This window comes from Methanosarcina vacuolata Z-761 (assembly GCF_000969905.1).
GTDB classification, from domain to species: Archaea; Halobacteriota; Methanosarcinia; order Methanosarcinales; family Methanosarcinaceae; genus Methanosarcina; species Methanosarcina vacuolata.
On sequence record NZ_CP009520.1, the window covers coordinates 2,014,360 to 2,029,211 of the forward strand.

5 protein-coding genes are annotated in these 14,852 nt (G+C 41.3%); 1 reads left to right on the top strand and 4 read right to left on the bottom strand.

Going from position 1 to position 14,852, the window contains the following annotated elements; genetic code table 11:
* Nucleotides 1–109: 109 nt before the first annotated feature.
* The 4 genes from MSVAZ_RS21180 to MSVAZ_RS08445 form a co-directional block, all read right to left on the bottom strand.
* Nucleotides 110–6,118: a PAS domain S-box protein gene (locus MSVAZ_RS21180; RefSeq protein WP_048120165.1), complete on the bottom strand. Its 6,009-nt coding sequence runs from the start codon at nt 6,116–6,118 to the stop codon at nt 110–112.
* A gap of 885 nt (nt 6,119–7,003) precedes the next feature.
* Nucleotides 7,004–8,239, bottom strand: a complete 1,236-nt coding sequence (locus MSVAZ_RS08435; RefSeq protein WP_048120167.1) for an adenosylhomocysteinase — start codon at nt 8,237–8,239, stop codon at nt 7,004–7,006.
* Between the two features lie 181 nt (nt 8,240–8,420).
* Nucleotides 8,421–9,719 carry an amidohydrolase family protein gene (locus MSVAZ_RS08440; protein WP_048120169.1) on the bottom strand — a complete coding sequence of 433 codons (1,299 nt, stop codon included), beginning with the start codon at nt 9,717–9,719 and terminating at the stop codon, nt 8,421–8,423.
* Nucleotides 9,720–10,272: 553 nt separating this feature from the next.
* Complete coding sequence (locus tag MSVAZ_RS08445) at nt 10,273–12,540, bottom strand: PKD domain-containing protein (RefSeq protein WP_052727928.1); 2,268 nt, start codon at nt 12,538–12,540, stop codon at nt 10,273–10,275.
* A 523-nt stretch (nt 12,541–13,063) separates the two neighbouring features.
* Between MSVAZ_RS08445 and MSVAZ_RS08450 the strand changes: the two genes are divergently transcribed.
* Nucleotides 13,064–14,692 (top strand): IS1634 family transposase, encoded by a 1,629-nt coding sequence (locus MSVAZ_RS08450; RefSeq protein WP_048120172.1) that lies wholly within the window; start codon nt 13,064–13,066, stop codon nt 14,690–14,692.
* The last annotated feature ends 160 nt before the right edge of the window (nt 14,693–14,852 follow it).

Genomic DNA, 14,852 nt, shown 5'->3' on the forward strand with positions numbered 1-14,852 from the left:
TTATCTAATTTGAGCCGAATATCTAAAATTTAAATTTTTTATAGGGATTAATTTTTTTATATAAATTAAATTTTTTTATAAAAATTAAATTTTTACTGTATAGTCATAATCACGAATTCACGGTATAGTCTTTATCACAAACTTTTATAGGAATTACTGGTAAAGTGAAGTAGAAAGTAGAGCCCTTCCCTGGTTCAGATTCTACCCAAATCTGTCCTCCATGCCTTTCAATAATTTTTTTACAGATCGAAAGCCCTATACCTGTACCGGGGTACTCTTCTCTTTTATTAAGTCTTTTAAAAACCTCAAAAATCCGTTCAGAGTATTTAGGGTCAATTCCAATCCCATTATCTTTTACTAAAAATAACCATTGACCAGCTTTTTTTTCGGCAGAAATTTCAATTTCCGGGGCATTTTCACTGCGGAATTTTATAGCGTTGCTTATAAGATTCTGGAATAGTTGAGTGAACTGGACAGGGTCCGCCATTACTACAGGTAAAGAACCAGAAGATATACTGGCTTCATTTTCTTTTATTGATACCTCTAAATTAAATAAGACTTTATCCAGAACAGATTTGCAATCTGTAGGTTCGAATTCTCTGGTTTTTGTGGTTACCCGAGAAAATTCCAGAAGGTCGTTAATCAGGTTTTGCATACGGGAAGCCCCGTCCACAGCAAAATAGATGTATTTGTCAGCCTTCTCGTCAAGCTTTCCCTGATATTTTCTTTGTAAAAGCTGTAAATAACTTGCTATCATTCTCAAGGGTTCCTGCAAGTCGTGGGACGAGACGTAGGCAAATTGTTCCAGCTCCGCGTTTGAGCGAGCAAGCTCCTCTAATTTCAGTTTTAACAGTTCTTCTGCCTTTTTCCGTTCGGTGATATCACGGGCGGCTGCAAAAGCTCCAATAACCGCACCATTTTCGTCTTTATAAATTGAAGCGTTATATAATACAGGAGTTACACGACCGTTTTTGTGCTGAATTTCAAGTTCGTAGTCCAGTACCAAACCTTCCCTGAAGAAATGTTGATATCCTTCTCTAGCTTTCTCAGGATCGGTGAAATAGTCTGAAAAATCAGTCCCGATTAACTCATTTCTTGAATAACCGGTAGCCAGTTCTGTGGCTTTATTTACATCGGTTATCCTCCCATCAGGGCCGATAGTAACCATAGGGTCAAGGCTGACTTCTATCAGACTACGATTATAAATGCTTGACAACCTCAGAGTTTCTTCTGCTTTTTTTCGCTCAGTAATGTCTCTTGCAATAACGGAGAAAGCTATAAGTTGGTCAGAAACATCCAAAACCGGAGAAAGAGTTACTGAAATATCTATTAATGTACGATCCTTTCTTAACCGTACTGTTTCATAGTGCTGGATTCTCTCTTCCTCTTGAATTTTCTTAGCTAACTGCTTTATCTCTCCTTTACGATTATCTGGCTCAAGTATTGAGATATTTTGTCCAATAATTTCTTCGGCGAGATAGCCATAAATCTGCTCTGCTCCTTTATTCCAGCTTGTAATAATGCCATCAATAGACTTTGTCATAATGGCATCATCCGATGACTCTACAGCACTCGCCAGTACCTGTATCTTTTCTTCCGCCTTTTTCTGCTCACAAATATCACGTGCAGCTGCAAAAACCCCAATAACTTCTCCAGTTTCATCCCTATAAACCGATGCATTATACAAAACAGGCGTTATCTGCCCGTTTTTATGTTGAATTTTCAGAGAATAATTTCGCACCAGCCCTTTCTGGAATGCATTCTGATATCCTTCTCTGGCTTTCTCAGGCTCGGTGAAATAATCCGAAAAATCAGTCCCAATTAACTCCTTGCGGGAGTAACCCGTAACAAGTTCGGTTGAATTATTTACATCAGTAATTTTACCATCCGGACCGATAGCTACAAAGGGATCTATACTGGCCTCAATGAGACTGCGATTATACGTGTTAGCCAGCTCTAAGGCTTTTTCAGCCTTTTTTTGCTCAGTAATATCCTGAACTGTTCCTCTCATATGGACAGGAATATTTTCCTCATTAAAAATAACCTCAGCCTGTTCATGTACTATACGCTCTTCTCCACTGGCTAAGGTAATCCGGTGATTAATATTGTATTTTTTGCCGTTTAAAGCTTCTTTAACGGCATTATTTACATAATCTCGATCATCCGGATGTACATAACTCAGAAACGCATCGAAAGTTGCCCCGAACTCTTGAGGGCTGCGTCCGAAGATACGATATATCTCATCAGACCAGTATAACTCATTAGTTACAATATTCCAGTCCCAGTTTCCAAGGTGTGCCATCCTCTGAGCTTCATAAAGACTCCTTTCGCTTTCCTTCAAAGAATTATAAGCGTTCTCAAGCTGCTCCCTATGCTTCTTTAGCTCCGTTTCAGCGCGTTTTTGCTCGGTGACGTCAATGTCCATCTTGAGGATCATGGGCGAACCGTCAATGTCTGTGAACGGAAAGTCGTAGGAATCAATTATGCTTCCGTCCGGGGTGGTGCCTTCCCAATGATGGGGCTGACCGGTTTCAAGCACTTTATATGTTTCGCAGAATTCACAGGGTCTGGTGCACTCATAACAATATTCATAACAGTGCCGGCCGCCTGATTCGCCAAACTTTTCACGGAAGCCACGGTTGGCAAAGGCGATGTGATAGTCAGGTGTCAGCAGGGATATCATTGCCGGCAGCGTCTCAAGAACGTCAAAGAGCCGCTGCCGTTCTGCCTTAACAGCCGCTTGTGCCTGTTTGATCTCGGTGATATCAATGCCCACTTCCAGGATGAGTGTGGAACCATCGGAGTCCTTGAATGGGTAGTCATATACATCGTAATTACGGCCATCTGGACCTAGCCACTCCCAACGATGAGGTGCACCTGTTTTGAGCACCTTGTAGGTTTCACAGTTCTCACAGGGCTCGGTGCGCTGGAAGAGATATTCGTAGCAACGCCTGCCCTCAGATTTGCCGAAACGCTCCTCGAAGAAACGGTTTGCAAACGGCACGCTGTGATCCGCTGAGAGCAGTATCACATAAGCCGGCAGCATGTCCAGCACGCTGTTCAATCGCTCCCGTTCAGCTTGCACAGCCTCAGTAACCTTGCGACGTGCTTCGCTCTCGCGAAGCGCCTCCTCGGCTTGCTTGCGCTCTGTGATATCTCTTAAGATTACTGCGAACTTCCCTTTTTCAGGGCTGAATACATAACTGTCAAGATACCTATCTAGCCCCTGGCTAAAAATCTCAACATGCGTTGACTTACCTGAGAGTGCTACTTCACCATACTTCTCGATAAGCAAGTGACTCGGGTTATGCAGTACTTCCTGTATAGTCTTGTCTGATATCTCTTTCCTCTTTAAGCCTGTTTGACACTCAAAAGCAGGATTTATCTCAAGGAAGCGATAGTCGCGTGGCGTACCATCCTTATCATAAATAGGTTCTCCAAGGAAGAAGCCGTCAGTCATGCTTGTGAAAAGCATTCGATATTGCTTTTCGCTTTCACTCAAAGCTTCATAAGCTTCCTGGAGTTCTTCCGCCTGAGCCTGCAATTCCTCGGATTGTACCTGAAGATTGTCGTATGCTTCACGCAAGTCATCTTCTGCCTGTTTGTATTTTGTCGTCTCACGTAACGACAAGACAAGGCCAGTTACGTTTCCGTTCGGATTCTTGACCGGTACAAGACTCCAGTCCCAGTAAGTGACTCCGAGTTCGGGCTGATCAGGATAGAAAAACGGCTTGTCCCTATAGAACACTCCTTCGCCGGTGTCCCGAACCTTCCTAAAAATCGCTTCGTTTTCTTCATGGGGATATAATGCGAAATGGTTCTTGCCGATAATATCTTCCAGCTTCATATGGCACGACTCGGCATAGGCGGCGTTAGCCCACAAAAAGTTGAACTGCGGATCGAAAAAAGCCAGCATAAAGTCGGTGGTTCGCATTACGCTTTCTAGCAAGCTTCTTTCTCGTTGCAGCGCCTCTACTGCCCGTTTGCGTTCGATAGCTACCGACACTTGGTCAGCCACGGTGCTCATGAGAGCAAGTTCGTCCCTCGTAAAGCTCTTTCTGCTCTTCGTGCCAAAGGAGAGTGTGCCTATTGTTTTCTCTCCGACATGGAGAGGCTGACAGGCGTACGCCTGAATTCCCATTGACCGCACAAGGTCAGCCCGCTTGTCTCCGTTATGCTGTACGTCTTCGGAAACGATAAGGCAACCGTTACTGGCTACACAGCCACATATAGCAATTCCTTCATCAAGCCATTCGATCTCTTTAGCCGACTCTGCGCTTGTCCCACCGTAAGCTTTGAGATGTAGCCTGCTTTGTACCTCGTCAAAAACGTAGTTAAAGAATACATCACAATTCAGGTGTCGCATTACCTTCTCGGCGATAGTCTGAATCGTGGTTTCGGGCTCTTTGCTTGAAAGGAGGAGGGCATTCGCCTCGCTTAGGAGCTCGAAGCGTTTTTTGCTTTCGCTTAATGCTTCATAAGATTCCTGAAGATCATCGGTCTGAGCCTCCAACTCTTCCGCTTGCACCTGAATATTCTCATAAGCCTCACGCAAAGCATCTTCTGCACGAGTTTTGGCAATGGCAATGGCAAGATATTCAGCCAAACGTTCCCACAATGAAATTGTTTCAGGAGAAAACTGCCCTTTACGTCTATCGTTCAACTGGAGAAGACCTAAACATTCGCCGCCCACTCGTAGAGCAATCAGAGCTACAGATTCGTATCCTTCACCATTACACCTGTTACGCGTGTTTGCTTGACGGTCAGCATCAGTTGTGGTAGCGAGAAGTTCAGTAGTGGAATTTGTGCAGAAACTTCCCTTCTTTGTGAAGAACAACTTCGATGGATCAAACCTTCCGTGAATAATGTTTCCGCACATGCATTCATGGATTGGATAGCCATTACTATCGCGAATAGGCTGTCCGATGGGATCTCTTGTACAGAGGCTATTCTCAAACCTTACAAATTCCTCAGGGAAACCAGAAGTTTCGAAGTAAGGATAATCTTCGCCTTCCCTGAGCCTAATGCCGACAGCCTCAAAGCCGGAGCGTCCCTTAAAGAATTTCACGGAAGAATGAACTAGTTCTGATGTACTTCTACTTTCATTTACGAGACGTAAGAATTCCACAATAATCTCACGTTCTAGTTCGGCACGTTTGCGTTCGGTGATATTACGGGCAACATGAATAGATCCAACAATTTTTCCTTCATAGTCATGAATAGGAGATACACTTACTATGAAATCGCCACCCAGGCTGTCTTCGTGAACCTCTGTTATATGTTCAAGTCCGTCTGCAAGCAACTGACGGTGAGGACAAAAGGAGGGCGGTTTGTTCGTCCCATGAATAGCACGATAACATTTTAACCCTACGCATTCTTCTGGTGTCACTCCAAGCCTTTCAGCTATGGCTTTGTTTGCACGAACAACTCGATATTCCTCGTCGATTATAGCTATTAGGTCTGGTACAGAGTCAAATGTATGTTCCCAATTTTTTGTGGCTTGAATAGCTGTTTTTTCGGCTTCTTTGCGCCTGGAACTCTCGATTTGTGTCCATTTCTCTTCTTTTTTAACCAGGGCAAATTGGTGGTTGATAACTACATCAATAATTTCGGTTGCACTGCACCTCTCGAGGCAATATGTGCACAGGGCTATCATGGAGTAATTGCCAATGATGCTGTCGATCTCTTCTTCATAATCGACAAAATTGTTCCAGTCTTTTTTTTCCAGCCAGAAGGTGTTTCCGCTCAACCTTAAACCGTCGTAGCCGTTAGCCAGGGCTCGGTTGAGTTTTTCTATCCAGCCGTTAAGCACTTTTTGAGAATCGAAAATTCCCTCTTTGACATACCAGTAAGTGTAAGGAATAATCTCAATTTGTCCTTTTTCCAGATAAACATCAATCTCAGGAATAGCTTTTCTAAGAGCTCCTTTTGCCTCTTCCACATCAAGGGGCTCTGATGTAACCCACATGCAGAATTCGTTATTTTCCAGGCCGGCTTTAAAATAAGGAACAAGTATGTCAATTAAATCCTGTTTTGTCTGGTAGAATTGGCAGAAGTGCGTTCCCCAGGGTACCTCTCCAATAATGTCAATCCCAGATTTTCTCAAGCTTTTTTCCATTTCAACCCTTTCCGAATTCAAAGGTAATTTAAAGCTAGTATTTAACCAGGTGCGAGAAATTCGTAACCTTCAAGTTATTTGTCACCTATAAGATCAGGCAACTTTTATAAAATTCTGCCATATCAATCAGTTTATTCATTATCCCTTTGTCAGGACTTTCAAAACCCAGAACCTGACAGTAAACATTTAGATGCAATCGCTCAATCTAATCGTTTGATGTTCAACGCTAAATTTTTAACCCACTTTCTGTAACGTTTAAGACTCTGGATGTTTTCTCATACGCCAGATGTCCATTATTTTCTAATTTATGTTAATCAATAGTTTGTAGTCAGGATCTCAAGATTGCTTTACAGTTATCATTGCTATCGATTTCACGTAAACGTTCCTTATTAAAAGCGAGTTTAAATATTTTTATAAAAAGTAATAAATACTTTATTTTTCCAAAGGCAGTTGTAAATAAATTATACATTCATTATGTCCTTTACGAGTTATTAGTTATAAAACTGCCTATAATAAATGTCAAAATATTTAGTCGTAATCAAAAATTATTAAAAAAGAGGCGCAACGATTATTATCACATATAAAGAATAGATATAATGTATGGCAATACTTATGAAGTAAAGTAATTTTTATAAGGCAACATTTATTTTATAATTATGTTAAGTTTTTACAGCACATGTTAATCTTTTGCAGAGTTTCGTATTAATTTTTTACAGAGTATTGTAGTTTTTATAAATGCCGTAAAGACCCTGAAATGCAGTAAATAGTATCACTTTGTGAAGATTGAACGCTATCAAAAATTAAAAGCAATAATATTCACCGCATTTCTAAAATATTATAGTTTCTTGATTGCGGAAATTATTCTCTACTGCTTTTTTTTCTAAATTACGTTCCGCACTCCCAGCCGCTCATGTAGCATTCCTGAGTCGTCGTGAGTTCGTCGATGGTTATGCCCATTGACTGAAGTTTCATTCTTGCCACAAAAGTATCAAGTTCCAGAGGTACCTTATGGACTCCGTTCGGAAGCTTATTTTCGGCAATATAACGCACACAGAGGGCCTGGTTTGCAAAACTCATATCCATAACCTCAGCGGGGTGTCCGTCACCGGCAGCCAGATTGACCAGCCTACCTTCAGCTATGACATTGATGCGCCTGCCGCCGATATCGTATTCCTTTATATTGTGTCTTACAGTTCGGGTGGATTTGGCAAGGGAGGCAAGGGCTTCCATATCGATTTCCACATTGAAGTGGCCGGAGTTTGCAAGGATTGCCCCATCAGGCATGGACTTGAAATGTTCGGCTGTGAGGATATCGCGGTTTCCGGTGGTGGTCACAAAGATTTCACCTAATTTTGCAGCATCTGCCATCTTCATGACCCTGTACCCGTCCATCCTTGCTTCAAGAGCTCTTACAGGATCGACTTCGGTAACGATTACATTTGCCCCAAGGCCTGAAGCACGCATTGCAACTCCGCGCCCGCACCAGCCGTAGCCTGCAACAACGACGTTTTTGCCTGCTACCAGGAGGTTTGTCGTCCTGTTAATCCCGTCCCAGGCTGACTGGCCTGTCCCATAGCGGTTATCAAACAGGTATTTGGTCATGGCATCGTTTACTGCGATTACCGCCATTTTCAGGGCTCCTTCTTTTTCCATCGCATGAAGCCTGTGGACACCAGTTGTTGTTTCTTCGCAACCGCCAAGGATATTCGGAAGCAGGTCGGTCCTTTCTGTATGTAATTTGAATATAAGGTCTGCCCCATCATCTATTGTGATATCGGGTTTAATGTCCAGGACCCGGTCGATTGCTTCGTAATATTCCTGGCTCTCGACACCGTATCTTGCAAAACAGCATATGTTCTTGCGAGTGCCGAGGGCAAGGGACACGTCGTCCTGAGTGCTTAGAGGATTGCAGCCGGTAATTGCTACCTCTGCACCGCCTGCAGCGAGAGTCTCTACAAGGACTGCAGTTTTTGCTTCCACATGCAGAGCCATCCCTACCTTCATCCCCTTAAGGGGTTTTTCCTCCTCGAATTTTTTCCTTACGATGGCAAGTACGGGCATATGGTTTCTTGCCCAGTCCATCTTCATGTTTCCAGATTCTATGAGTTCTTTTTCGGTCATGTTGATCCCGTGATATCAAGTATACAGTTGAGTTCGATCTTTATTCTAGCTTCGAACATAAGTGTTTATCTTTTACTCACTCAGATTACTAATTCAGGTCCCACAGTGGAACATTATTGGCATCAATTATTCTTGACATAAATTATTCTTGACATATATTTTTTTGTCATAAATAGAGTTTTCAGGCGTTTACCCTTGCAACAAGCTCTTCTGCGGTTTTTTGAGCCTCTTCCATTACCTTCTGCTCGTCCAGGGTCAGCACTTTGTAATCATCCATAAGGACTTTTCCATTTACAATTGTTGTCCTGACATCGCTTCCTTTTGCAGAGTACACCAGGTGAGAGGGAACGTCAAAGCAGGGGGTAAGATGCGGTTTTTTCATATCTACCACGATAAGGTCCGCCTTCATTCCGACTTTCAACATGCCGGTTTCCGTGCCAAGGGCTTTTGCACCGTTTATCGTACCCATTTGGAGCACTTGCTGCGCAGGAAGGGCAATTGGATTGAAAGTATTGACTTTATGCAGAAGAGCAGCCGTTTTCATTTCCTCAAAAAGGTCAAGGTTATTGTTTGAGGCACAGCCGTCAGTGCCAAGGCTCACGTTGACTCCTTTTTCGAGCATCTTGTGAACAGGTGCAATCCCTGAAGCCAGTTTCATATTACTTATGACATTATGGGAAACATTCACTCCTCTTTTCCCCAGGATTTCTATGTCGCCGTCCGAAAGCCAGACGCAGTGAGCAGCAAGCACATCCGGCCCTAAAAACCCTATGTCTTCCAGTAGATGTACCGAACATTTTCCGTACTTTTCTTTCATAGCCAGGAGTTCGGCTTCCGTTTCAAGGAGATGGATATGGATTCCTGCACCGTCTCTGTTGGCTTCTTCCCTAACCTTTGCAAGAAATTCATCAGAGCAGGTATTCGGAGCATGGGGCCCATACATTGTTTTTATCCTGCCGTCAGCCGCTCCCTGCCAGGCCCGGACAAAGCGCTTCCCTTCCTTAAGGTCTGTTGCCCCTTTTTCTTCGTTCCAGAGTTCTATGAGCCCATGGCAAAGCGAGGCCCGAAGCCCTGATGCCTCAACAGCTTTTGCAGTCTCGTCCATATAAAAGTACATGTCTGCAAAAGATGTGGTGCCTGACCTGATCATCTCCATGCATGCAAGCAGACTGCCTTTATATACATCGTCTGCAGTCAGCTTTGCCTCGGCAGGCCAGATATGCCCTTCAAGCCAGTCTGCAAGCTGTAAATCGTCGGCATAACCCCGAAAAAGAGTCATTGCGGCATGAGTATGCGTGTTCACAAGCCCTGGCATTACTACCGAGTGTTTTGCATCAATCACGGTATCGGCACTTTCGCTGGTCTTTTCCCCGATCTCCGTAATCTTTCCATCTTCGATGACAACAGTCCCGTTTTTGAGGTCTCCCGCATCAGGGTCCATTGTCATAACGTAAGCATTTTTTACAATTATGTCAGCCATACAATCAGATCCGTAAGGTAATGAACTGAAACTGTTAAATTATTCTCTAAATTTAATAATTCTATCCAAATTAAAGAAGTACTGGACTTAACAGACAAATGAAATTAAAAGGTATTGGAATTAAGAGGTTATCCTAAAAAAAGTTGTCCTGAAAATTACGCTAAAAACATGTGAAAAATTCATAAATTTATGAGAAAATAAGAATTCCTGAGAAAATAGGAATGAATCAGTTCCAAAATCTAGTGATTTTTTATTTTTACTTTCATCACAGATTTTGGCATTGTGTCCACAGAAGCCTAAAATTATATAGGCGGCGTTTTGTTGGAATTTACCAAATCTATTGTAGGGTTCTTTAAACTCATATTTCAAATTTTAGCATACTTGTACAAACTCATGGTACAAATATGCCACTTTTTTGAGGTTCTATTAACCAAATGGCTACTATACAGGAATTATTTGTCCCTATTGGGGCAGGGGGTGGAAATGTGGATTTAAAGAACCGCTGACATTTAGGTTTTTAAAAGCACTAATCGGATAGAGATATACCATCGTTTTATTCGCTTTCAGAGTATATACCCGGTCTTGTATTCGTTGTCACTGTTATGTAATTTGTTTTTGTTGTAGTATTGCTGCCTGCCACATTGCTTACTGTAAGTGTAACCTTATATTTTCCTTCCTGTAAATACTGATGTTTTGGATTCTGGACTGTTGAAGTTTTTCCATCTCCAAAACTCCATTTCCATTTAGTTGGCACCCCTGTACTTTTGTCAGTAAAAGCAACAGTCAATGGAGCTTTTCCTGAGGTCGGTTTCGCAGAGAATGAAGCAACCGGCTTCGTTACCACTTTAATATAATCTGTTTTTGTTGCAGTGTTACTACCTTCAGCGTTTGTTGCTGTAAGTTTAACAGTATATCTACCTACTTTGGAATACTTATGCGTTGGATTCTGCTGGGTTGAAGTTGTTCCGTCTCCAAAGCTCCATTTCCATTTAGTCGGTGTTCCTATGCTTTTGTCAGTAAATGAAACTGTTAATGGAGTTTTTCCTGAGGTTGGGGATGCAGAGAAAGAAGCAACTGGTTGAGTAGATGCTACTTTAGCAAACTTCTGAATTCGATTATTTAAAGTATCGGCAACATAAACATTGCCCAGGGAGTCGAGAGCAATCCCTTCTGGTTCATTAAATTGGCCGTCGCTGTTGCCATCAGAACCCCATTTGGTAATAAATTTCCCACTGCTATCAAATTTTTGAATTCGATTATTGCCTGAATCGGCAACATAAACATTGCCAGAGGAATCTACAGCGACACCAACGGGACCATTAAATTGTCCGTCGCCGCTGCCCTCTGAACCCCATTTGGTTATGAATTTACCGTTGCTGTCAAACTTCTGAATGCGGCTATTGCCCGTATCGGCAACATAAACATTGCCTGAAGAATCTACAGCAACACCCTGAGGCCAATAAAATTGCCCGTTACCGCTGCCCTCTGAACCCCATTTGGTAATGAATTTACCGTTGCTGTCAAACTTCTGAATGAGACTATTATCATCGGTAACATAAACTTTGCCAGATGAATCGACAGCGATACAATTTGGTTTAACCTCACCATCCATAGGGTCCATATACCATGAATCTGAACCCCATTTGGTTATGAATGTGCCGCTACTGTCAAACTTCTGAATGCGAAAATTCCATGAATCGACAACATAAACATTGCCAGATGAATCAACGGCAACGTCAGGTGGAGAATCAAATTGTCCGTCGCCACTGCCCTCAGAACCCCATTTGGTTATGAACTTACCGCTGCTGTCAAACTTCTGAATGCGATTATTTAAAGTATCGACAACATAAACGTTGCCAGATGAATTGACAGCAACACTCTCAGGATACTCAAATTGACCGTCTGCGGTGCCGCTTTTAGAACCCCATTTGGTAATAAACTTCCCATTGCTGTCAAACTTCTGAATACGATAATTCTCTACATCGGCAGCATAAACATTGCCTGAAGAATCTACAGCAACACCCTTAGGCCACTCAAATTGTCCGTCGCCGCTGCCCTCTAAACCCCAGTTGTTAATGAATTTACCGTTGCTGTCAAACTTCTGAATGCGATTATTTAAAGTATCGACAACATAAACATTGCCAGAGGAATCGATAGTAACACCCTCAGGATCAATAAATTGACCTTCATCGCTTCCTTCAGAGCCCCATTTGGTAATAAATTTTCCACTGCTGTCAAATTTTTGAATTCGATCATTGCCTGAATCGCCAACATAAACATTGCCAGAGGAGTCTACAGCAATACCAGACGAGCCATCAAATTGACCGTTGCCGCTGCCCTCTGAACCCCATTTGGTAATGAATTTACCGTTGCTGTCAAACTTCTGAATGCGATGATTATATTTATCGGCAACATAAACATTGGCAGAGGAATCGATAGTAACACCCTCAGGACCATGAAATTGTCCGTCGCCGCTGCCCTCTGAACCCCATTTGGCAATAAATTTTCCACTGCTGTCAAACTCCTGAATGCGGTTATTGCCTATATCAGCAATATAAATATTGCTAGAAGAATCAACAGCCATACAGCCTGGACCATTTAATTGTCCGTCGCCGCTGCCCTCTGAACCCCATTTGGTAATGAATTTACCGTTGCTGTCAAACTTCTGAATGCGGTTATTGCCCGTATCGGCAACATAAACATTGCCAGAAGAATCGACTGCAACACCCATTGGATTGTAAAATTGTCCGTTGAGGCTGTCATCAGAGCCCCACTTTGTAACAAAAGTATAAGTTTCAGCATGCGTAACAGAAGCGCTCATCAATCCAAAAAATAATACAATAAAACATAAAAACACTTTATTTCGAATAGTAAATTGTTGAAATCTAATTTTTAAACCCTCCTCATCTATTGGAATTCATTTAGAAAGTTAACTCCCCTGAAGTAATTTTTTTTAGAAGATTGCCGATGCGAAACTTAAAATTGATGAAAATAGCTTACTGTAACTGTCTGTTTTTAAGCTATTACTCGCAAATTTACCCTTTTAAATAAAACAGTATATAAATTCAAAGTATATAATAATGTGCATATGTTAGGATGTTGATATATTTCAGTAAGCAATGAGAGGGACTTATCCTCTTTAAGTGATAACGTTTTTCAAAATTCCATAAAATTAAAAGGCAATTGAAGCTCCTGGAGCTAAAAAGCCATGTGGCGATCTTGGCAATAAAATTTACGAATTTTTTCTCAAAGCAGATTTAAAGTCAAAAACAAAGAGCCTAGCTTCGGCAGGTAAACATATAATTTAATATAATTAATTTTCCTATCTCTTTTCTTGATCTTCCATGGCAGATAAAAACAACAGTAGAAGAGTTGAATCCTCAATAAAACGTACAAGCTTCTTAGGTCACCTTGGTCTCATTGCTGGAGTTTTCCGCGAACTTGAAGTTGACAAATTGATCGATGAGAAACTTCCTAAAGAACGAGATCACAAGGTTCCTCACTCCGTCTGTATCCTTGCCATGGTACTCAATGGTCTTGGTTTCATAGGGCAACGTCTGTACCTTTTTCCTGATTATTTCAGGACTATTTCCATAGGAAGACTTTTTGGAGACAGCGTCACACGAGAAGACCTGAATCAATATGCTATTGGAGAAACTCTTGACAGAATAGTAAAGTATGGTCCTACAAAACTGTTTACGGAAATCACTCTTCACATTATGGCTCGTCTACCTATTCCTCTCCATTGTTTACACGCTGACACTACAAGTGTCAGCGTTTATGGCGATTATGAAGACGAAGAAACTGAGTATATTGATATTACTTTTGGAATACCAAAAAACGGAAGATGGGACCTCAAACAATTTGTTTTGAGCTTGATTGTAAATCAGCATGGGATACCACTTTTCATGAACACCCATTCAGGGAACGCTTCAGACAAAAGCACAATTCTGGAAGCAATCAAGTCTCTCAAATCAGCTTTAAGCCCTGAAAGCAAAGTGTACTATGTAGCTGATAGTTCTTTTTACACTGACAATAATATCAAGAACATAGGAAAGTCATTCTGGATCAGTCGTGTTCCTGCAACAATTAATGAAGCAAAGGAACTGCTAACTGCAAATCTAAACCTGAAAACGTTGAAAAGCGACGAAAGATACTCATTTTATCAAACCTTTGTAGAATATGGTGGAGTTAAACAAAAATGGGTTTTGTTACTCTCTCATAAAATGAAAGAAAAAAAAGAGGCAACTCTAACAAGAAAGCTTGAAAAAGAGCTTGAAAAAGCAGAAAAGTCGCTTAAAAAGCTGGCAGGAGATGACTTTTTCTGTGAAGAAGATGCATTAAAAGCAGCAGAAAAATGGATTGCAGATTTCCCTTCTGTTCTTTTTGAAAAAGTAGATTTGAAAACCATTAAAAAACGTGAAGCAGGTAAAAGAGGCAGAATTTATAAAGATGAGAAATTGAAGACATGTTATAGGATTGATGGAATTATAAAGGTTAATGATGCTTTTGTTTTGAATGAAATGGAAAAAATGGGACTTTTCATTCTTGCAAGTAATGATATCCGTCTTTCCCCTGAAGAGATGCTGAAGTATTACAAAGGACAGGATAAAGTAGAAAAAGGATTCCGATTTTTGAAAAGTGATACCTTTAGCATATCGAAGGTGTATCTCAAGAATAAATCAAGAATTGAAGCGTTGACAATGATAATGGTTCTCTGCTTAATGATTTATGCAATTGCAGAATGGAAATTAAGGACAAAGTTAGAAGAAGAAAATGAAACGGTTCCAGATCAAAAAGGGAAACCAACAAAAAGACCAACAATGAGATGGATATTTTTCAAGTTTCAGGGAATTACAGAACTTATAACGCAGAAAAAAGGGAAAACAAAGTCAGAAATACTGAATATGGAAGAAATTCACTGGAAAATATTGAGGCTCATGGGGGAGGAATATGAAAATATATATCTCTAGTTGCGTTAACCTGCCGAAGCTAGGTTCTATTGCTGCGAATTCCAATGCAAGTATGTCGATTATGCATACTGAAGGTAGTTTGCAATTTTTCTGATATTTGTTATTTTACAAAAATTTCGCGACACTGCCTTTTGGTATCATCTCACTGGTTAGAGGGATA

What these genes read in the sequence shown, in the direction of transcription:
- MSVAZ_RS21180 (WP_048120165.1), bottom strand. Translation starts at nt 6,118, where the DNA reads ATGGAAAAAAGCTTGAGAAAATCTGGGATTGACATTATTGGAGAGGTA.
- MSVAZ_RS08435 (WP_048120167.1), bottom strand. Translation starts at nt 8,239, where the DNA reads ATGACCGAAAAAGAACTCATAGAATCTGGAAACATGAAGATGGACTGG.
- MSVAZ_RS08440 (WP_048120169.1), bottom strand. Translation starts at nt 9,719, where the DNA reads ATGGCTGACATAATTGTAAAAAATGCTTACGTTATGACAATGGACCCT.
- MSVAZ_RS08445 (WP_052727928.1), bottom strand. Translation starts at nt 12,540, where the DNA reads ATGAGCGCTTCTGTTACGCATGCTGAAACTTATACTTTTGTTACAAAG.
- MSVAZ_RS08450 (WP_048120172.1), top strand. Translation starts at nt 13,064, where the DNA reads ATGGCAGATAAAAACAACAGTAGAAGAGTTGAATCCTCAATAAAACGT.